General features: G+C 36.0%; 17 protein-coding genes and 2 pseudogenes. 7 read left to right on the plus strand and 12 right to left on the minus strand.

Annotated elements, in window-relative coordinates; translation table 11 throughout:
• Positions 1-116: 116 nt before the first annotated feature.
• Together OOK85_RS04180 and OOK85_RS04185 are read right to left on the minus strand one after the other, a co-directional pair.
• Entirely contained in the window at positions 117-869 is a 753-nt protein-coding gene (locus tag OOK85_RS04180) for an IS5 family transposase (RefSeq protein ID WP_264702164.1), read from the minus strand.
• 79 nt (positions 870-948) lie between these two features.
• Positions 949-1,899 (minus strand): IS481 family transposase, encoded by a 951-nt coding sequence (locus tag OOK85_RS04185; RefSeq protein WP_264702289.1) that lies wholly within the window; start codon positions 1,897-1,899, stop codon positions 949-951.
• A gap of 77 nt (positions 1,900-1,976) precedes the next feature.
• Here OOK85_RS04185 and OOK85_RS04190 point away from each other — a divergent pair, with 77 nt between their 5' ends.
• Positions 1,977-2,213, plus strand: coding sequence for a hypothetical protein (locus OOK85_RS04190; RefSeq protein WP_264702293.1), 237 nt, complete (start codon positions 1,977-1,979; stop codon positions 2,211-2,213).
• 139 nt (positions 2,214-2,352) lie between these two features.
• Here OOK85_RS04190 and miaB read toward each other — a convergent pair whose 3' ends face one another.
• Both miaB and hemJ read right to left on the minus strand, forming a co-directional pair.
• Positions 2,353-3,672 (minus strand): tRNA (N6-isopentenyl adenosine(37)-C2)-methylthiotransferase MiaB, encoded by a 1,320-nt coding sequence (gene miaB, locus OOK85_RS04195; RefSeq protein WP_264702295.1) that lies wholly within the window; start codon positions 3,670-3,672, stop codon positions 2,353-2,355.
• A gap of 589 nt (positions 3,673-4,261) precedes the next feature.
• Positions 4,262-4,690: a protoporphyrinogen oxidase HemJ gene (gene hemJ, locus OOK85_RS04200; RefSeq protein ID WP_010082641.1), complete on the minus strand. Its 429-nt coding sequence runs from the start codon at positions 4,688-4,690 to the stop codon at positions 4,262-4,264.
• A 55-nt stretch (positions 4,691-4,745) separates the two neighbouring features.
• Between hemJ and pdhA the strand changes: the two genes are divergently transcribed.
• The gene (gene pdhA, locus OOK85_RS04205; RefSeq protein WP_264702297.1) at positions 4,746-5,726 is read left to right on the plus strand and encodes a pyruvate dehydrogenase (acetyl-transferring) E1 component subunit alpha; all 981 of its coding nucleotides are present in this window, start codon (positions 4,746-4,748) and stop codon (positions 5,724-5,726) included.
• Positions 5,727-5,958: 232 nt separating this feature from the next.
• Here pdhA and OOK85_RS04210 read toward each other — a convergent pair whose 3' ends face one another.
• On the minus strand, positions 5,959-6,711 hold the full coding sequence (locus OOK85_RS04210) for an IS5 family transposase (protein ID WP_264702259.1): 753 nt from the start codon (positions 6,709-6,711) through the stop codon (positions 5,959-5,961).
• Positions 6,712-6,990: 279 nt separating this feature from the next.
• Between OOK85_RS04210 and OOK85_RS04215 the strand changes: the two genes are divergently transcribed.
• On the plus strand, positions 6,991-7,914 hold the full coding sequence (locus OOK85_RS04215) for an RluA family pseudouridine synthase (protein WP_264702299.1): 924 nt from the start codon (positions 6,991-6,993) through the stop codon (positions 7,912-7,914).
• Between the two features lie 7 nt (positions 7,915-7,921).
• Here the strand turns inward: OOK85_RS04215 and OOK85_RS07725 are convergent.
• Both OOK85_RS07725 and aspS read right to left on the minus strand, forming a co-directional pair.
• Positions 7,922-9,183 (minus strand): annotated as a pseudogene (locus tag OOK85_RS07725) (MFS transporter).
• 39 nt (positions 9,184-9,222) lie between these two features.
• Positions 9,223-11,019: an aspartate--tRNA ligase gene (gene aspS / locus OOK85_RS04230; RefSeq protein ID WP_264704186.1), complete on the minus strand. Its 1,797-nt coding sequence runs from the start codon at positions 11,017-11,019 to the stop codon at positions 9,223-9,225.
• 196 nt (positions 11,020-11,215) lie between these two features.
• Between aspS and OOK85_RS04235 the strand changes: the two genes are divergently transcribed.
• The 4 genes from OOK85_RS04235 (at position 11,216) to OOK85_RS04250 (ending at position 14,196) form a co-directional block, all read left to right on the plus strand.
• The gene (locus OOK85_RS04235; RefSeq protein WP_264702306.1) at positions 11,216-11,647 is read left to right on the plus strand and encodes a hypothetical protein; all 432 of its coding nucleotides are present in this window, start codon (positions 11,216-11,218) and stop codon (positions 11,645-11,647) included.
• A gap of 338 nt (positions 11,648-11,985) precedes the next feature.
• Positions 11,986-12,609 carry a heme ABC exporter ATP-binding protein CcmA gene (ccmA, locus tag OOK85_RS04240; protein ID WP_213862934.1) on the plus strand — a complete coding sequence of 208 codons (624 nt, stop codon included), beginning with the start codon at positions 11,986-11,988 and terminating at the stop codon, positions 12,607-12,609.
• 445 nt (positions 12,610-13,054) lie between these two features.
• Positions 13,055-13,807 carry an IS5 family transposase gene (locus OOK85_RS04245; RefSeq protein WP_264702259.1) on the plus strand — a complete coding sequence of 251 codons (753 nt, stop codon included), beginning with the start codon at positions 13,055-13,057 and terminating at the stop codon, positions 13,805-13,807.
• On the plus strand, positions 13,795-14,196 hold the full coding sequence (locus tag OOK85_RS04250; RefSeq protein ID WP_264702312.1) for a hypothetical protein: 402 nt from the start codon (positions 13,795-13,797) through the stop codon (positions 14,194-14,196). Before OOK85_RS04245 ends, OOK85_RS04250 begins: the two co-directional genes overlap by 13 nt.
• Positions 14,197-14,274: 78 nt before the next feature.
• Here the strand turns inward: OOK85_RS04250 and OOK85_RS07845 are convergent.
• From OOK85_RS07845 to ctaD, 5 genes and pseudogenes are all read right to left on the minus strand, one after another.
• Positions 14,275-14,370 (minus strand): annotated as a pseudogene (locus tag OOK85_RS07845) (WPE palindromic element domain-containing protein); the annotation flags it as partial.
• Positions 14,371-14,630: 260 nt separating this feature from the next.
• Complete coding sequence (locus OOK85_RS04260; protein WP_264702317.1) at positions 14,631-17,735, minus strand: DUF3971 domain-containing protein; 3,105 nt, start codon at positions 17,733-17,735, stop codon at positions 14,631-14,633.
• Complete coding sequence (rnhA, locus tag OOK85_RS04265) at positions 17,728-18,165, minus strand: ribonuclease HI (protein WP_264702319.1); 438 nt, start codon at positions 18,163-18,165, stop codon at positions 17,728-17,730. The genes OOK85_RS04260 and rnhA overlap by 8 nt, the downstream gene beginning before the upstream one ends.
• A 176-nt stretch (positions 18,166-18,341) precedes the next feature.
• The gene (locus tag OOK85_RS04270) at positions 18,342-19,229 is read right to left on the minus strand and encodes a heme o synthase (protein ID WP_264702321.1); all 888 of its coding nucleotides are present in this window, start codon (positions 19,227-19,229) and stop codon (positions 18,342-18,344) included.
• A gap of 1 nt (position 19,230) precedes the next feature.
• Positions 19,231-20,781 (minus strand): cytochrome c oxidase subunit I, encoded by a 1,551-nt coding sequence (gene ctaD, locus OOK85_RS04275; RefSeq protein ID WP_264702323.1) that lies wholly within the window; start codon positions 20,779-20,781, stop codon positions 19,231-19,233.
• Between the last annotated feature and the right edge of the window lie 11 nt (positions 20,782-20,792).

Genomic DNA, 20,792 nt, shown 5'->3' on the forward strand with positions numbered 1-20,792 from the left:
CTACATCTATTAAATAACCTATTTTAGTATAGTCTCATTTGGTATAATAAGTCGAGCATAATATTTAACTTACACCGCAATCAGCAGATTGAGATCTAGGCTCTGTGGACAAAATTTTAGAGAAGCCATACAAGAGCTCCAACAAAATTGAGAAAACCCATAAAAACCTCAGCAGTTTTATCAAATCTGGAAAAAATGCGCCTAAAATTTTTAATTTTACCAAAAAAACACTCAATCAAATGACGTTCTTTGTAGATATGCTCATCGTAATACCTTTGCACTTTTCGATTCCGTTTTGGCGGAATAACTACTGTACATCCCTTGTCTTCAAGACTTGTAACAAAGGCATTGCTATCGTAGCCCTTGTCAGCTACTACAGTAGAGTTATAGATACTTTCGGTCAACACTTGTGCCTGCGTAATTTCATTTCTTTGACCAGGAGTCAGAGTAAATTTAAGTGGATTTCCAAGTGCATCGACAAGCGCATGTATTTTAGTTGTAAAGCCACCTTTGCTCCTCCCTAAAGCTTCTTGATCCTTGGAGTTTTTTGTATATCCAGATGAACATGGATGGCCTCGGATGATCGTACCGTCGATTATAGCAACTTCTAAATCAGGCTCTTGTTTAGTATATTCAAGCAATTTTTTCCAGACATCTCTTTCACACCATCTTTTAAATCGCTTATGTATACTCCTGTAATTACCATAAGTTTTTGGTAAAAGTCTCCATTGGCAACCACTTCGCACTATGTACCACACTGCCTCTATGAATATTCTTAAACGTTTTTCATCTTTGCTGTGCATTCCTTTTACGCTTTTTATGAACTCTAAAATTTGTTTCCAATTTTCCTCTTTGATGTAATATTGCATATGGTAGTTTCTCCATTTTTTACCTATTAGGCTAAACTACCATCTTTTTCTCTCTTTTCATATTTTTTGTCCACAGAGCCTAGATGTATGGTCCCAGAGTGTGATGGTGTGGATTTAGTATAAATAATTCTGGAGACTGTGTCCACTGATAACATATAAATTCATAAGGAGTAAGACCCTTAAGAGTTTTGAGTCTCTTTGCATAATTATAAGCCATAACAAAGTTATAAAGGTGTTCTTTAAGTTGCTGGTGCGATTGATAGTAATACTTCTTAACTGTAGCATCCTTTAAAGTTTTATTCATACGCTCGACTTGCCCATTCGTCCAAGGATGGCTAACTTTTGTCAAACGATGTTCAATAACATTCTCTTCGCAAACTCTATCAAATATATGTTGGAAAGCATACTTATGACGCTTCTGGTTTGTAAATTGTATACCGTTATCTGTCAAAATAGTATGGATTTTATACGGTAAAATTCTAATCAAATTACGTAAGAACTCAGCAGCTATGGGTTTTGTAGCACTGTTACGCAACTCAACATAGGTAAATTTGGATGTCCTATCAATAGCAACAAACAAATGTAATTTGCCCTCCTCAGTTCTAACTTCAGCAATATCAATATGAAAGTAACCGATAGGATATTGTTTGAATTTCTTTTTTGACTTAACTTCTCCATCAACAGTTGGTAATCTGCTAATGTTGTGTCTTTGTAAACAACGATGCAAGCTAGAGCGAGTCAAATGCGGAATTGTAGACTGCAGAGCGTAAAGGCAATCATCTAGTGGCAGTAGTGTATACTTGCGAAATGTAACTATTATAGCTTCCTCTTCTAGCGTTAAAACAGTCGATCTTGGACGCTTTGGACCCATATCAGCATCTTTCGTAAATGAACGTTTTCTCCACTTAATAATAGTTTTTGGATTAAGGTTATAATGCTTGGAGAGTTTTGCTATGCTCTCTTTTCTATTTTGTATTGCTCTACGAATCGTCTGTGTTGTTTTGGCGCACCCATGTAATATTTGTCCCATAACTCCTCCTTTGATGGTATTTTTTTCTCATATTTTATCATACCATCACACTCTGGGACTGTACACCTAGAGGAGTAGTGATGGGTATAGTAATGCTGTCATTAGCGTTTTCTAACCTAGCCGGAGTTGCAATATCAAAATTTATGTCAGTTCCTTCAGTAAATGGTAAAATAAATTATTTAGAATCTTTAGAAATATATAAAGAGGGTTTTTTAAAGGTGGGAATATTTAATTTAATGCTCGTTATTGTATTTTTATTCTTCTTCAATTTTATACATAAAGTTGTTACTAACTCATCTTGTACAAAAAATTGATATAGGTAAGCTCAAATTTGTAGGTTTAAGGTACCCGTTCAGCAGAGGTAGCAATTAAACTTTGTAACTTTTGAAAAAGATTATGATTGCATTTTTTCAATACTCTTTGCTTAAGACTTATATTTAACGCTGCTTAAAATCAGTGAAATGCACACCCCAGCAAACTACTCTGCCGAGCTTCCAACACTTTCACATTTACTATTTTGTCCCTGTATTTATCTTCAGGATCATCAATGCACACTGATTGCATATATGGGCTTTTACCAATAATTTGGTTTTGGTGTTTACCTTTTTTATCGCTAAATAGAACAGGTATAGTTTTACCTACCATACTCTGGTTAAACTCAAGTTGTTGCTTACTAATTAATTTCTGTAAACGAAGAAGGCGCTCTGTTTTAACCTCTTCTGGTACTTGATCTTTTCTTTCCGCTCCCGGTGTGCCTGGTCTTGGGCTGTATTTAAAACTATAAGCCTGAGCATATCTAACTTTTTCTACTAATTTCATAGTTTCTTCAAAATCTTTTTCGGTTTCTCCAGGAAAACCAACAATAAAATCAGAAGAAAATTCGATTTCAGGTTTCAATTTGCGAAATCTGTCTATTATTTCCAAATACTCCTCTGCAGTGTGTTTCCTGTTCATCGCGTGCAATATTTTATTCGAACCAGACTGCACAGGCAGGTGAACAAACGGCATGAGCTTTGGCTCTTCCGCATGTGCCAAGTAGAGAGATTCATGCATATCTCTTGGATGAGAAGTTGTATAACGAATCCTCTCTAGCTTTTCAATTTTAGCAATATGACTAATTAATTTTCCTAAATCCCACACTTCCCCTTCGCACTCCCCATGGTAAGCATTGACGTTCTGACCAAGCAAATTGATCTCATTTGCCCCATTTGCAACTAATTTCAATGCTTCACGAAATATTTCATTCACTGGCCGTGAATACTCAGCTCCACGAGTATAGGGCACTACGCAAAACGTACAAAATTTATCACAACCCTCTTGTATGGCAAGAAACGCAGAAGACCCCTGGCTATTGCCATAGCATTCATCTGGCAATTTATCAAACTTTGCAACTTCAGGAAAATCAGTGTTTATTACATGACCTTTACTTCTGCTTGCTTTGACTATCAGCTCCGGTAAGGTAGCGATACTCTGCGGACCAACAACAATATCAACAAAAGGAGCCCTTCTGAACACTTCTTCTCCCTCTGCTTGCGCTACACACCCAGCCACCACTATAGTCATTTCTTTTCGTAACGAATGAATCTTCCCAAGCTCTGAGTAAAGTTTTTCTGCTGCCTTCTCTCTAATGTGACAAGTATTCAGTATCACTAAATCGGCTTTCCCTGCATCACTAACAACGTTGAACCCCAAAGGTTTAATTACATTTTCCATTAAAACGGAGTCATAAACGTTCATCTGACAGCCGTAAGTTTTAATATATAGGCCTTTCATATTTGGTATGTCTTTTTCAAAATTTCTTCACCCTACACGTAAATGTCTAACAGACCAGCGCGTGACGCTAGTGAACTTGCTAGCACAATAGATTTTGACAAAATTATACGAAAAACTGGATCCCAGTGTCAAGCACTGGGATGACAAGTTCTCGGCAATCCCTACAGATCCCGCTAACAAGTAGCGGGATGACGGTTGTCAGGGTGTCATGAAAGTAGCTAACACTGGCTTCCATCAAAGAGGGCAGTGCCCTCTTCTTGTCATCCCAGTGCTTGACACTGGGATCCAGGAAAAAGAATGGTGTCATGCAAGTAGCTAACACTGGGATCCAGGAAAAAGAATGGTGTCATCCGAGTAGCTTGACACTGGCATCCAGGAAACTTAATTGCAAGTAATGCATTGAGTTTGGTGAGTATGGGTTTTGCGTTATAGAATGAAGCACTTTTGGTGAATTTGTAAAGAAAGCTGGATCCCAGTGTCAAGCACTGGGATGACAAGAAAGGGAGCACTGGAATTTTTATTTCAGTATTGTACATTAGCCATGCATCTGAACAGATACGAGCTTTCTGCTTTTTTTGGGTAAGGTCAGTCAAAAAGGTTTTACAACAACCATAATAACTATAACTATTATCAATACTGTAACTGCTTCGTTTAAAACGCGAAAATAAATATGTGACTTCTTATTCGAACCCATTGCAAAATTTTTCCTATATTTTGCAAGTAGCATATGAATAATTAACATCAAAAGTATTGCAAATGCTTTTACATGAAACCATCCTTCACGATATGCTTCCCTAATAACCATTAGTGTAATTCCAAGACCAAGTGAGAAAAGCATTGCAGGGTTTATGATATATCTAAGTAGCCTCTTTTCCATTGTTTGAAGCAAGCTATCATTTTCCGATCCCGGTTTTACAGTTGCATGGTAGACATAAAGCCTGGGTAAATAAAGCATACCTGCCATCCACATGATAACAGAGATAACGTGAAAAGCCTCAAGCCAGTGGTAATAGTTTATTAGCAAAAATTTAAAATTCCTGGTATTGTGTTAGTTTAATGAAAAAAAAATCGATATGAAAGCAGAAAATTTCACTAAAGAACAGATAATTGGATTCTACAGGAAAATGCTACTCATACGCAGATTTGAGGAAAAAGCAGGACAATTATATGGGATGGGATTAATAGGCGGGTTCTGTCACCTATCAATAGGACAAGAAGCAGTTGCAGTTGGAACTCAAGCTGCATCAAAATTAGGTGACGCTTTTATCACAAGTTATAGAGACCATGGCTTAATGCTCGCATGTGATTCTGATCCAAATGTTGTAATGGCAGAGCTTACCGGCAAAGAAACAGGATGCTCGAAAGGTAAAGGTGGTTCGATGCACGTATTTGACGTTGAAAAAAAATTCTTCGGCGGGCATGGAATAGTGGGAGCACAAGTTCCAATTGGCACAGGAATAGCATTTGCTAATAAATACAAGAAAAAAGATACCGTGGTATTCACGTATTTTGGTGACGGTGCTGTAAATCAAGGGCAAATATATGAATCGTTTAATATGGCAGCTTTGTGGAAGTTGCCTGTGGTTTATATTATAGAGAATAACGGATATGCAATGGGTACTTCTGTAGAAAGATCCACTTTGGTAACTGAGCTGTACAAAAGAGGAGAAAGTTTTGGTATTCCTGGAAAACAAGTTGATGGAATGGATTTTTTCTCTGTTTATGAGGCTACAAGCGAAGCAGCGGAACACACACGCAACGGAAAAGGGCCTATCCTGCTTGAAATGAAGACATATCGATATCGCGGTCACTCAATGTCAGATCCTGCTACTTATCGCTTAAAAGAAGAAGTTGAAGATATGAAGCAAAATCATGACCCTATAAGCACTTTAAAGAAATACATGACAGATAATAAAATGGCTTCAGAAGAAGAGTGCAAAGTAATTGATAAGGAAATACGTGATTTAGTAAAAAAGTCGGAAGATTTTGCCAAAAATAGTAAAGAACCAAGCGTTGATGAGCTGTATACTGATGTTTATAAATTTGTTAGCTAATTTTTTTATCCAGAACTGTACAAACATTGTATAGTAAACGATGTCATCCAAATAGCTCCTTCTCCCGTCATCCCAGTGCCCTCCTTTTTTTGTCATCCCAGTGCTCTGACTACTTGGATCCAGCTGAGTTGGTGAGTATAAAAGTATAGCTAACGCAAGCTCTACGTCATGCCGCCGCGAACCGTCATACCGCGATTCATTCGCGGTATCTCTAGGCTCTGTGGACAAAATTTTAGAGAAGCCATACAAGAGCTCCAACAAAATTGAGAAAACCCATAAAAACCTCAGCAGTTTTATCAAATCTGGAAAAAATGCGCCTAAAATTTTTAATTTTACCAAAAAAACACTCAATCAAATGACGTTCTTTGTAGATATGCTCATCGTAATACCTTTGCACTTTTCGATTCCGTTTTGGCGGAATAACTACTGTACATCCCTTGTCTTCAAGACTTGTAACAAAGGCATTGCTATCGTAGCCCTTGTCAGCTACTACAGTAGAGTTATAGATACTTTCGGTCAACACTTGTGCCTGCGTAATTTCATTTCTTTGACCAGGAGTCAGAGTAAATTTAAGTGGATTTCCAAGTGCATCGACAAGCGCATGTATTTTAGTTGTAAAGCCACCTTTGCTCCTCCCTAAAGCTTCTTGATCCTTGGAGTTTTTTGTATATCCAGATGAACATGGATGGGCTCGGATGATCGTACCGTCGATTATAGCAACTTCTAAATCAGGCTCTTGTTTAGTATATTCAAGCAATTTTTTCCAGACATCTCTTTCACACCATCTTTTAAATCGCTTATGTATACTCCTGTAATTACCATAAGTTTTTGGTAAAAGTCTCCATTGGCAACCACTTCGCACTATGTACCACACTGCCTCTATGAATATTCTTAAACGTTTTTCATCTTTGCTGTGCATTCCTTTTACGCTTTTTATGAACTCTAAAATTTGTTTCCAATTTTCCTCTTTGATGTAATATTGCATATGGTAGTTTCTCCATTTTTTACCTATTAGGCTAAACTACCATCTTTTTCTCTCTTTTCATATTTTTTGTCCACAGAGCCTAGATCCTGCTAACAAGCAGCGGGATGACGGTTGTCAGGCTAGCTGTCATCTCCAGTAGTCTCCTTCTCCTGTCATCCGAGTATAGCTGACACTGGTTCCTTTATGACGGCAGTAGCCCCTTCGGTGTCATTCCAGTGCTTGACACTGGAATGACACCAATAATTGACATTTCACTAGATATTCATTATAAATAATGGAATGCTACAAAGTATAAAAACCATATTAATAGAAGACAATAACGTTAGGCTGGATAGGTACATCAGAAGAATCTTTCCTGATCTAAAGCAATCTGTAATTGAAAAATCTTTAAGGAAAGGATTAATCAAAGTTGATGATTGCAAAGCAAAGTCCAGTGATAGAGTAAATTCTGGGCAAACTATAACGCTGAAGCACTTGAATTATATTGAAAACGCTAATTCTGATCGCAAATATAATGAAAAGTTAGTGAATCTACTAAGAGAGAACATATTATATGAAGACGAATATATACTAGCTATAAACAAACCCACAGGGGTCATCGTTCAAGGTGGCGTAAAAGTAAAGATTAGCATAAGTGATTTGCTTGACCAAATAAGAGAGGGAGAAACATTTAAAATTGTCCATAGGCTAGATAGAGATACGAGTGGAGTGATAATATTCGCACGCAACGCTAATGTTGCCAGATACCTTATGGAAGAATTTAAAGGACGAAGAGTAAAAAAAACTTATTTAGCATTAACTTCTGGCATACCGAGTAAGGATAGTGGAACAATAGACTATCCATTGGTGAAAAAATATGTTTCAGGTCAAGAAAAAGTGGTCGTTGATGAAAATTCACCTCAGAATGCCACTACGCATTTTTCAATTATAGCAAAATTCAAACACAATGTTGCTTATTTAAAATTACAACCAATTACCGGCAGAACCCATCAGTTACGTGCACATTTAGCTCATATAAATTGCCCTATTCTTGGTGATGGTAAATATGGTGGTAAAAAAGCTTTTATTGATGAAGTAGCAAATCAGATTCACCTTCATTCGCATTCTTTATCTTTAAAATTGCCAAACAATAAAGAAATCACTATTACCGCTCCTATCACTAAACACATCGAAAAATCCATTGAAGCGCTATTTTTCGACTGAAACGATTTCACCAATCAACTTTTCTGTCTTTGGCTTTGATTTGAAGCACAGATATTAGGCTAATTAATGCGCAGGCAGTAAGATAAATGCCTGCTGCAAGTTTTGTTTCGGTTTTTTCTATAAGCCACATACATATGGATGGAGAAAGGCCACCAAATATTCCTGCAGATATGTTATGTGCGAGGCTAAAGCCCGTGCACCTAACTTTCGTTGGAAATAACTCGCAGACAAGAGAATTGTATATTCCAAAAGATGCACCTATCGGTACGCTTATCAATAGAAAAGTGAGCGTTACAATATAGTGGTTATCATATGATAATAGCGAAAGCGCCGGCAAACCGGCGCAAGCTAGAGCTACTAATGTAGGAATCATTACATTTTTTCTTCCAACTTTATCAGACAGTATTGCAAACAGCACTGCAGACGCTCCAAATGTAATTTCAACTATAATCCTTACTACATTTTTAATATCAATACCTGACAGAGTAAGCGCTTTTACAGATATGTTATAAAACATTATTACCGAATAAACGATTGCATTTTGAGCGATACCAAGCCCAATTGCTATCATAAATGCTTTTTTATAGTCCCTGGTTAATTCTAAAAATGGAGAATGAGATAAGCTTTTTTTTTATCGTGTGTTTTATATGCTAAGCTCTCTTCCATTATATATCTTGTTAAAAAGCCTATTATGCCCATAATGAAGCAGAAATAGAAAGGCAATCTCCAGCCCCAAATTTCATAATTTTCACCTGTAAACTTTTTGCAAACAGCTATCATTACAAAGCATGTAAGAGAACCAAGCGCGCCGCTAAAAGCTTTCATGCTACCTAAAAAACCTAGATTTTTTTTATCGCTTGAATGTTCTATTAAAAAAGCTGGGTTGATACTTGTTTCTCCACCTGCTGCCATTCCTTGTGTTATTCTACAAAGCAGAAGTAGTATAGGAGAAAATATTCCTATTTCTTTAAAGCTTGGTATAACCGCAATTGCAGTAGACGATATCGAAGCTAATATTACAGAAGTCAGCAAAATCTTCCTTCTGCCGTATTTATCTCCAATGTAACCAAAAATAAATGCACCAAGTGGTCTAAATCCAAAGCCAACTGCAAAAGTACCAAGAAATTTGATTGTACTTAAGTAATCACTTTCTGATGAAAAAAAAACGTCACTTATTATATGCGTCAAAACTCCAAATAGAGTTAACTCATACCATATAATCATGTTACAGATTATGCTTGATAGTATTGCTTTTTGAATATTGTTCATGACTTCCGGTTTACCACACCCCACTATAAAAATTTTTATTCAAACCTTCAAGGATAATTCACGTAAATGTTTACTATCTACCTTAGAAGGAGCACCCATTAGAACATCTTCACCTTGCTGGTTCATAGGAAAACAGATTACTTCACGAATGTTCGGCTCATCAGCAAGCAGCATAACCATTCTATCAACTCCTGGTGCTATTCCACCATGAGGGGGAACACCAAATCTGAATGCACGTACAAGTGCGCCGAATTTTGTATCAACTTCTCCCCGGCTATAACCTGCAATGGCAAAGGCCTTATACATGATATCCAGCTTGTTATTACGAATCGCCCCGCTTGACAGTTCTATTCCATTGCAAACGAGATCATATTGGTAAGCAAGGATATCCAGTGGATTCTTTTCCTCTAAATCTTTCAGACCGCCATGTGGCATGGAGAATGGGTTATGAAAGAAATCGATTTTTTTACTTTTATCGTCATATACAAAATAGGGAAAATCAATGATCCAACAAAACTTGAAGATATTATCATCTATAAAACTGAGTTCTGACCCTAAAAGAGTGCGCACTTTTCCTGCAATTGTTGCTGCCTCATTCTCTTTATCAGAAGCAAAGAATACACTGTCTCCAGGCTCTATGTTTGTTGCTTCTCTTATGTGATTTAGCCTATTGTCATCAAGAAATTTAGCAATTGGGCCTTTCGCAGTACCATCTTTATCAAACGTTATATATCCAAGACCCTTAGCACCGAATTCTTTTTGCGCATGTTCTATCTTTTTATCAAAGAAGCTGCGTGGTTCCTCTGCTGTTTTAGGTGCAGGGATGGCTCTCACTACCATACCACGCTCAATATTGCTTTTGAAAATATTGAACCCTGAATCACGGAAAATTTCTGTAACATCGCTGATTAATAGTGGATTACGCAAATCTGGCTTGTCAGAACCATACTTAAGCATTGCCTCTTTGTATGTAATGCGTGGAAAATCTTTATCAACAGACTTACGAGAAAATTTAGCGAACACTTTATATAAGATAGACTCAATAATCTGAAAGATGTCTTCTTGAGTTATAAAAGACATTTCAAGATCTAGCTGATAAAACTCTCCCGGAGAACGGTCAGCCCTTGCGTCTTCGTCACGGAAACACGGTGCAATTTGAAAATATTTATCAAACCCTGAGACCATGAGCAACTGCTTAAAAATCTGTGGAGCTTGTGGCAATGCATAGAATTTACCAGGATTTAGCCTGCTTGGCACCAAATAATCACGTGCACCTTCAGGAGATGAAGCAGTAAGTATTGGAGTCTGAATTTCCAAAAACCCTTGCTCTATCATGAGCCTCCTGAGTTCTGCAATAATTTGTGAGCGCAGAATAATATTGTTGCGGGCTTTTTCACGCCTTAAATCAAGAAAACGATATTTAAATCTCATATTTTCCGGATATTCTTGTTCGCCAGCAATGCTCGCTAATATACTTCTTTCTTCTTTCGCTATTTCTTCATCACGGTGGAACTCGACTTCCGATTCAACGTGCAAATTGCTAACTACAACCTCAATTTCCCCGGTTGCGATAGAGGTGTTTACCGTATCTTCAGTTCTAGCTTCAACTATTCCTGTAACAGTAATTACACTCTCCAATTTTAAATTTGATATCTCATCAAAAAAGTCTTTATCATTATTAAATACTAGTTGAGTGATTCCATAGAAGTCTCTTAAATCAACAAAAATTAGGTTACCATGGTCGCGCTTACGGTATAACCATCCAGAAAGGGTAACTTCCTTTTCTACGTCGTTCTTCCTTAATTCTTCACACGTGTGAGTCTTGTAGCAGTTCATATTTGTTTCACTTCTAAATTCTTTAAAAAGTATAGAAATAAACCTTATTACATACAAGCCCATTCGTCAGATATTTGTCCAATTTACGAAATAGAGCAGTGTTGCTTTTATACTGTCTTTACCCGCAAAAAAATTGCACAATTTCTATAATTATGGTATAATAGTAAGGGTATTTTTAATGAATTAGATACAGGAAATGCCACTTGCACAGATCATAACATATAGCGTAACATTACTTGCTGTCGCTGTAGTATTTCTCTTTTTGAGAAAAATATACAAAAATCGCATTAGAAAAATCATATTTCCTAGAAAAGTTTTTAAAGAAGAGTGGGAAGAAGACAGAAAATTCAATGAATTATATCAAAAAAATAAGCAAAAAGAGTTGCTGAAACAACAAGAAACGTTACGCGAGAAACAAAAAGATGTGCAAGTTTATAAAGAAGATCCAGAAATAGTTGACATAGCAAAACCGGTAGGTAAATGGACAAAGATGGTTATGATGGGTAATGGTTTAATGCAGCGTTTTGCACAATTGATACATAGAGAAGGCGGACAGAAAGGATTTTGGGAGCTGTTTGTTAAAGCTCAGGCTTCAACTCAAGGTAAACATAAGGGGAAGGGCAGATGATGTATCCATTGTATAACCTGCTTTCTGATATTAAATTTCTTGTATTGTGTTGAATGTTATAGCCAGTTTTGCCTCAAACACAAGGGTGTCATCCCAGTGCGTGACACTGGGATCCAGCAAGCTTTGCTTGCAAATGTGCTTAACAAACATTAGACTTCTTGCATTATCCCATGCCATCCCTGTCTGGGATTCAGAAGAGTCAATTGCAACCAAGCAATTGTATAAAAAAAACTGGATTCCAGTGTCAGCTACTTGCATGACACCATTCGTTGTGCAAACTACCTACAAATTGCAACCTAAAGTGTCTGGGTTCTGGATCCTCTTTGGAGGTCCAGTAAATGCTTGAATGTGAAAATTTATCCTGCGCTCGTAATAACAAAGTATTATTTAAAAATCTCAGTTTTAAAGCTGAGCTAAAATCAAAGATTCTAATCACTGGTCCAAATGGTAGTGGTAAAACCAGCTTAATTAGAAGTTTATCTGGACTTTTACCGCCGGTATCAGGCAATATAAGGCACTGCGGAAAAGATATATATGATGATCCAAAATCCTATATACCTTCTATGGTCTATATAGGCCATAAGAATGCCTGTAAAGATAGCTTAACTGTTGCTCAAAACGTAGAATTCTGGGCAGGAATACGAAATACTAGAGAATTGATTGTGGCAGCTATTTGTTGCTTGCAGTTGCAACCTGTACTTAATATTAGATATGGCGAACTTTCTGCAGGCTGGAAAAGGAGAGTTGCGCTTGCTCGCCTCTTGATTTCTAATGCAAACGTTTGGCTGATAGATGAACCATTTTGTAATCTTGATAGTGCAACGTGTGAATTAGTGCTGAACTTAATCTCAATACGCTCTGAGCAAAATGGTATAGTAATTATTACAGGGCATAGCTCTACAGAGCAATTGTGTGATTTTACAACGATTGATATACGCGATTTCAATAGACTTCTTGCATAGTTTTTGGCAACAAGTTAACAACCATTAGAAACGAAAAAACTTCCTTGACACCCTTCGCCAGTCCCCTTATCATGAAACTGAAGCTATTTATTTATCTTCAGTCTGTGCAGATAAAACGACAAAAAAACTTAGTATATCTGGCGTGTCATGTTTAATTTTTTGCACTATGTGCACCTTATGTCTTTATAAAACTTCTAGCTATACAAGCTGAAACGCGCTGTTCAAGACATCACCCAACGTCAAATTTTAAAATAGAGAGTGAATAACTAGCACGGGTTTTCTTTGTCTTTTTTTCATTTGGTAAATTTCTTAAATATTTATGGCTAAACGACAACTGTCATCCCGCTACTTGTTAGCGGGATCTAGGCTCTGTGGACAAAAAATATGAAAAGAGAGAAAAAGATGGTAGTTTAGCCTAATAGGTAAAAAATGGAGAAACTACCATATGCAATATTACATCAAAGAGGAAAATTGGAAACAAATTTTAGAGTTCATAAAAAGCGTAAAAGGAATGCACAGCAAAGATGAAAAACGTTTAAGAATATTCATAGAGGCAGTGTGGTACATAGTGCGAAGTGGTTGCCAATGGAGACTTTTACCAAAAACTTATGGTAATTACAGGAGTATACATAAGCGATTTAAAAGATGGTGTGAAAGAGATGTCTGGAAAAAATTGCTTGAATATACTAAACAAGAGCCTGATTTAGAAGTTGCTATAATCGACGGTACGATCATCCGAGCCCATCCATGTTCATCTGGATATACAAAAAACTCCAAGGATCAAGAAGCTTTAGGGAGGAGCAAAGGTGGCTTTACAACTAAAATACATGCGCTTGTCGATGCACTTGGAAATCCACTTAAATTTACTCTGACTCCTGGTCAAAGAAATGAAATTACGCAGGCACAAGTGTTGACCGAAAGTATCTATAACTCTACTGTAGTAGCTGACAAGGGCTACGATAGCAATGCCTTTGTTACAAGTCTTGAAGACAAGGGATGTACAGTAGTTATTCCGCCAAAACGGAATCGAAAAGTGCAAAGGTATTACGATGAGCATATCTACAAAGAACGTCATTTGATTGAGTGTTTTTTTGGTAAAATTAAAAATTTTAGGCGCATTTTTTCCAGATTTGATAAAACTGCTGAGGTTTTTATGGGTTTTCTCAATTTTGTTGGAGCTCTTGTATGGCTTCTCTAAAATTTTGTCCACAGAGCCTAGATAAGACATTTATAAGCAGAAGTAAACCTGAACAAGATGTGGAAAAATCAAATAAAGTAGAACAAAGTAATGTAGAAGAAGAAAAAAGTAGCCAGCAAGACACTCAGCAACCCAGTAATTTCTTATCCAATATTTTTTCAGCAATTAAATCCATTATTGATTCTATCTCATCACTCTTTTCATGGTTATTTGGGTCGAAAGAGAAAGAGTCTAATCAACAATCTGATGATAATCCTTCTTTGTTTAAGCTCGATGCTAATGAGTTAGATCACGAAGTTAAGCCTGATGCCAATGAGTTAGGTCACGATGTTAGAGATCACTTATCAGACAATTATAACCATTACAACTCATCTGATGGGCTAATGTAATATAGCTAATTTACAGTATCTGTTCAGATGCATGGCTAATGTACAAATATTGAAACAAAAATTCCAGTGCCCCTGTGATGTCATTCCAGTGCTTGACACTGGAATCCAGCTTTTGATCGAAAATGTTGTATAGTACACAATCAAATTTTCTGGATCCCAGTGTCTGAGCACTGGGATGACACTCATTTGTTCCTATAGTTGTCTTTTCTCGTCTACCTTATTTTGCCACTCTGCTGAACAGATATAATTTACAACCACCCCCTACCCTTTTTAGTTGTTCAGCAAATATAGAGAGGCTAAAGGGAGTGGCATCACTTAAATAATTAAATGAAAAATCAGGCGGATCATTCTGAAACTCTTGCATTTTTGTCCACAATTTTGTTAAACAACTTCCCTTTTGGTCATGTCGAACCAAATTTTTTTTTCATACCACTTTAATTGCTGACAATAGCCTTGTTAGTTTTTGTCATAATGTGATCAAACACTCCCAATAACCTCTTTAATAGGTTTGGAGTTAGCGAAGAGATAAGATCAACAGATACGTTATTGTTTTTGTCATCACCACTTGCTTTATAGTCTATTGAAATGATTCCCCTACTTTTCCCGCCAGTAAGAAGTTTCCCAATTATAGGAATTTTTAACAAAGATTTATTAATTGAATATGCTGGTATTACTTGTCCTTCAACTTGGAATTTATAATTTCTAATGTCGAGCTTACCGCTAGTGCTAATGCCTAATTCCGCCCCTTCAAGCCAAGATTCTTCAATTTCGACAGAGCCGTCTTTGTATGAGAAAGGTGCATTACATTTATAAAAGTATACACCTTCATTTTTTATGGCATTTACAATGCCAGGCAATGAAGACATCGACAATAAAGTAGTAAGTAGTGGAGCATCTTTGATGTAGAAATTGCTAATGGATAACGTACCATAATGTTCTCTACTTTCTCTCTGAGGAGAGAGATAAAAAGACAATTTGCCGTTTTTAATTGATTTACTAATGCCTAAGGAACGCGAAAGTATACCTGCATTATCCGCATATATTTCGAGCCCTATTCCACTGTATTCTGCTAGTATATTGCTGCTATCTTCCAGAAACTGCCCTGTAAATTTACTTCCATCGCAATTACCTTTAGTACAGGTTACATTCAGCTTAGCATTTTTGATAACGATGCCTTCTTTCATGATTACATTGTCAACATTCATACTAATCTCTATATCTTTGTTTAATCCATTACTGTTTTTGCCAAGCAAGCCTAAAATATCACTTAAGTTAATTTCCTCACCATAAATAGTTATGGCATTTTTTTCCTTACCTGATTCAATTTCTATACTAAAATCATTATCAGGCAATTTAAAACTACTAGAATTTAAATATAAATTTCCATTTCCTACTCTTCCGCTGAATTTTATATCTAGGTCATTTCCTATAACATCTAATTTGTCTATTAACAATTCATCAGCACCTTTTAACTTTACAGAAAACACAATTTTATTGTGATCTTCAAAACGATTTTTCCACCCTAAGTAGCTTGAACGTGATTCAAGCTCTGATAAATCCATATTACCATTAACATGCCCCGTCTTATCTTGATTTATCACTGATTCTATATTTGTATTGACATAGCCACCTATATTTTCATCAAAATTAAGTATTTGAGCGGGTAAATCTCCGGTCAAATTCCAGGCAAAACTTTCATTCCTATTGCTACTTTTCAGGTCAAATAATAGCTGTGTATTATTCACCATACCACTACCATTTAAATCTATAAAGTCACTGCCAAAACTAAGCTTAATATCATATTTACCAAGACTTGCATTATAGACGGCCAAATTGTCAATTTCAGAATGAAAATTGGCCGAAAAATCTACTTTTTTGTCATCAGCATTTAGATTAAAAATGCGAAAATTAAATACGGATTTTGCCATTCCACTTACTTTATCCCTTTCAACCTTCACCACATCATCCAGCTTAAATCTTATAGGCTCATATAAACCATAAGCATCACTTACAGCTTGGCCATTAATGGTTAGAACTGAATTTTCCTTATCGAGAGATTTCATTTCAATATCACCGCCATTAATAGTGAAATTCTGAAACTTAGCGCTATTTACAGTAATTTCAAGATCGTTATTCTTGATAATCAAATCACCCTTTAATTCCTTTACTTGCTCAAAATCTTCATCAAATTTTACGCTACCGTTTTCTATATCAGCAACAATTACAATGTCTGACAGATCGCCATCAACCAATTTGCCATTGAAACTTACAATGGTATTTAAAACATCCCCATCAATATTATCACAATACCAGCTTTTAAATTTACTATTCACTACACCATCTGGTACATAAGTACATAAATCCTTTGCAGCAAACTTACTAATATTAATTCTAAGCAAAGCATGACTTGTACTAAAGTTCATTTTGCCTATTAAAGAGAGATACGTGTCATTTAACTTAAAATGGAAGTTTTTTACACTAATAATTCCATCACTATATGTTAAATTTATATTTACATTAGTTAAGGCCAAATTTTTGTTCAAATAATTTTCTGTATTCAATACGTATATATTTCCATCTACAATTTCATCCTTTTTATTAATTTTCACTGAGAAGCTTCCTTTGAATCCTATATTTTTGTCCAAATTGTAGCTTTTAACTAATGTAGAAAACTTGTTCAATAGTCCCAATTTTAGATCATAAAATGTCCCGTACACATTTAGCAAATTGTTGCGATTTTTTACCGTAATTGATAAATCATCCAAAAATCCCTTTCCATCTTTTGTATTCACATGAATATCTAAAACATTAAAATCTTTCCCCTTCCCTATATATAATTTATCAATAAAAAATTCATCTTCTGTGCTTTTATCAATAGCGATGTTAGTAAATTCAATTTTTGAATTCGCACTTAAGTCAAAAAAAAATTCCCTTATTGTTTTTAATAGATTTTTTGCACTGCTTTCTGTCATCTTGAAATTCTTCCCTGTCATCCCAGTATCTTTTTTTCCTGTCATCCCAATATCTTTTTTTCCTGTCATCCCAGTGCTTGATACTGGGATCCAGGTTTCTTTTTTTCTAGATTTCAGCGTCACGCGCTGGAATGACACCGAAGGAAGGCGGTTATTACTTAAATAATGATTATCCAAAAGGTCTAATGAGTTTTGCGGATTAACATTAGTTTCTTCTCTCTTGATACATACATGCACATTATCAGCTGAAACCTGAGAGAGATTTGTGCTAGCTTTAAATAAGGAACTTAACTTAAAATGTACAAAAAGCTCAGGAACTTTTATAGTAAAATTAGGATTTGCTATTGCCAAATCTGTAATGACTAAATACGGATCTTTACTACCTTTCTGCCAAACAACTGAGGTATTCTCCATATTAACGCTTGAGCCAACAAATATTTTTGATATCTTATGTTTAACATAGAAATTAATATAATTAATATTGATTTCTAAAGGCTTTAAAAAAATAAAGAAGCACAATATGAACAATAAAACTACGGAAAATAATATAGTAATTTTTTTAAGCATCGATTATTGCTTTTCTTGCTAAAATATCAGCCTCCTCATTATATTTATTGCCACTGTGTGCTTTAACCCACTTCCAATCAATTTCGTGTTGTGAAGCAACGTTGTCTAGCTCTTTCCACAATTCCATATTTTTTACTGATTTTTTATTACTTGTTTTCCAGCCATTCATTTTCCACTTATTTATCCACTCTGTTATGCCATGCTTAACATAAAGACTATCCGTATATAAATTAATATTACAAGAAAATTTCAATACTTTCAGCCCATTGATCACCGCTGTTAACTCCATTTTATTGTTTGTGGTATTTTCTTCTCTACCATAAATGTCTTTTCTATAATCTTGAAATAATATGATAGCTGCCCATCCTCCCGCTCCAGGATTACCAGAACACGCCCCATCCGTATATATTGTCACTTCCTTTTTGCTCATCTTTAACTGTAATGAATTAATAAAGTATATAGTTGCTTCTATGAAAGCACAATTTCTAAAGGTAGTTTAAGCTGCACCTTTAAATTTTATTATAGAAACAAAAAAAAGTGTGACAACGAGCATTACCAAAAGGAAAAGTAAAAAATAGTTTTTATGCTTCTGCCGTTCTTTCATAATTAAAATAAATCAATAGAACAAAAAATAATACTGGCGAATAGGGAAAATAGATAAGAAATTGAGTAAGAAAACATTTGTTTCTGTGAGTTGTGGTTCTTGAATATGAGAATTGATATAGCGTACCAAATAAAGATGCAACCTGCAAAAATTGCCATGCTTAGATAAAGTAAAGCCTTTTTCAAGAATAGAGCTGGAAGCAAGCTAGTTAGCACCAGCAAAACACTATAAATTAATATATATTTTCTTGTTTTTTCCGGACCATAAACAATATTGAACATTGGAATCGATGCCTTTGCATAGTCTTCAGACTTATTTAAAGATAGGGCCCAAAAGTGTGGTGGAGTCCACATAAAAATTACTAAAAATAAAATGAAACTTTCCCAACTTACAGAATTAGTCACAGCTGCCCAGCCAATCATTGGAGGGAAAGCACCTGCTGCACCACCGATAACGATATTCTGCGGAGTACGCCTTTTTAGCCAAATTGTATATATGAAAACGTAAAATAATATGCTAACAGCAAGCAAAGCAGCAGAAATATAGTTTACTGCTATTGCCATGATAAATACTGACAATATTCCAAGAGTTATACCAAATTCAAGCGCACTTTCTGCAAAAACTCTACCTGAGGGTATAGGGCGGTTTTTTGTCCTTTCCATGAGCAGATCTATGTCTTTGTCATACCACATATTTATAGCACCTGCAGATCCTGAGCCAAGAGCAACACATATAAGAGATATTAGTGCTAGAAAAGGGTGCATACTACCTGGTGCAGTAACCATACCAGCAACTGCAGTAAATACCACAAGATACATTATCCTTGGCTTCAGCAAACGCCAAAAATCCAGTATTGTTGATTCAACATTTAGCAAAACACTTGTGTACATTCTATTTTACCACTGGTGGTTTTTCGAAAGTATGAAAAGGCGGTGGTGAAGATACCGTCCATTCCAAGGTGTCACCTTCCCAAGGATTATCTCCAGCTTTCTTGCCCCATTTAAAAAGATGTATAACTATAAACACAAAAAACATAACTGAAACAAAGGACATATACGAACCAATTGAGGATATATAATTCCAAGGGATAAACGCATCAGGATAATCAGGTATACGCCTTGGCATACCAGCTAATCCTAAGAAATGTTGAGGTAAAAAAGTGATATTGGTGCTAATAAAAGTAAGCCAAAAGTGGATTTGACCTAAGCGCTCATTATATTGTTTACCCGACATTTTACCAATCCAATAATAAAAGCCAGCAAAAGCTCCAAATAATGCAGCAAGTGACATGACATAATGGAAGTGAGCAACAACATAATAGGTGTCGTGCAGGAGCTTATCTATTCCACCATGAGAAAGAATTATTCCCGTTATGCCACCGCCAACAAACATAAAAATAAAACCTAGTGCAAATAGCATAGGGGTCTTAAACTCAATTGCTCCACCCCACATAGTTGCAATCCAGCTAAAGACTTTTACACCAGTTATAACACCGATAAAAATTGTGGTAGTGCTAAAAAATGCAGCAGCGTCAGCACTAAGCCCAACAGTGAACATATGATGAGCCCAAACCATAAAGCCAAATACTGCTATACCTATCATTGCATAAACCATCCCTATGTAACCAAATACAGGTCTGTGAGAAAAAGTTGATACAACCTGACTTATGATGCCAAATGCAGGAAAAATAATTACGTAAACTTCTGGATGACCAAAAAACCAAAATAAATGTTGAAATAACACAGGGTCACCACCACCTGCAGGATCAAAAAAGGAAGTACCAACATTGCGATCAGTAAGAAGCATAGTTATAGCACCGGCAAGCACTGGTAAGGCAACAATCAACATAAATGCTGTTAGCAAGACAGACCAAACAAACAGTGGCATCTTAGTTAATGACATTCCTTTTGTGCGCATGTTAAATATAGTAACTATAAAGTTGATCGCCCCAACAATTGACGACATACCAGCAACGTGGAGTGCAAGTATAGCAAGGTCAACTCCTGCACTTGGATGGGACATTACCTGTGATAAAGGTGGATATAAAGTCCAACCTGTACCTGGACCTTCACCAATAAACACTGAGAGAATGAGCAAAATAAAAGATGACACTAACAACCAAAAACTTAAATTATTCATACGAGGAAATGCCATATCTGGTGCGCCAATCATGAGAGGTACAAACCAGTTACCAAATCCTCCCATGAGGGCTGGCATTATCATAAAAAACACCATTATCAACGCATGCCCTGTAACCATTACGTTATATAATTGATAGTTATTGTTAAGTATATTAATGTGCATTAGCTGAGTGCGAATAATCACCGATAATAATCCACCAATAATTCCAGCTAATATGGAAAAAATAATGTACAGTGTCCCTATGTCTTTATGGTTGGTGGAAAACAACCAACGCTTTATGCCCTTTGGTGCGTCACTCATATCTATACTCC

It is taken from the genome of Wolbachia endosymbiont (group A) of Volucella inflata (assembly GCF_947250665.1).
In the GTDB taxonomy this organism is placed as follows: Bacteria; Pseudomonadota; Alphaproteobacteria; order Rickettsiales; family Anaplasmataceae; genus Wolbachia; species Wolbachia pipientis.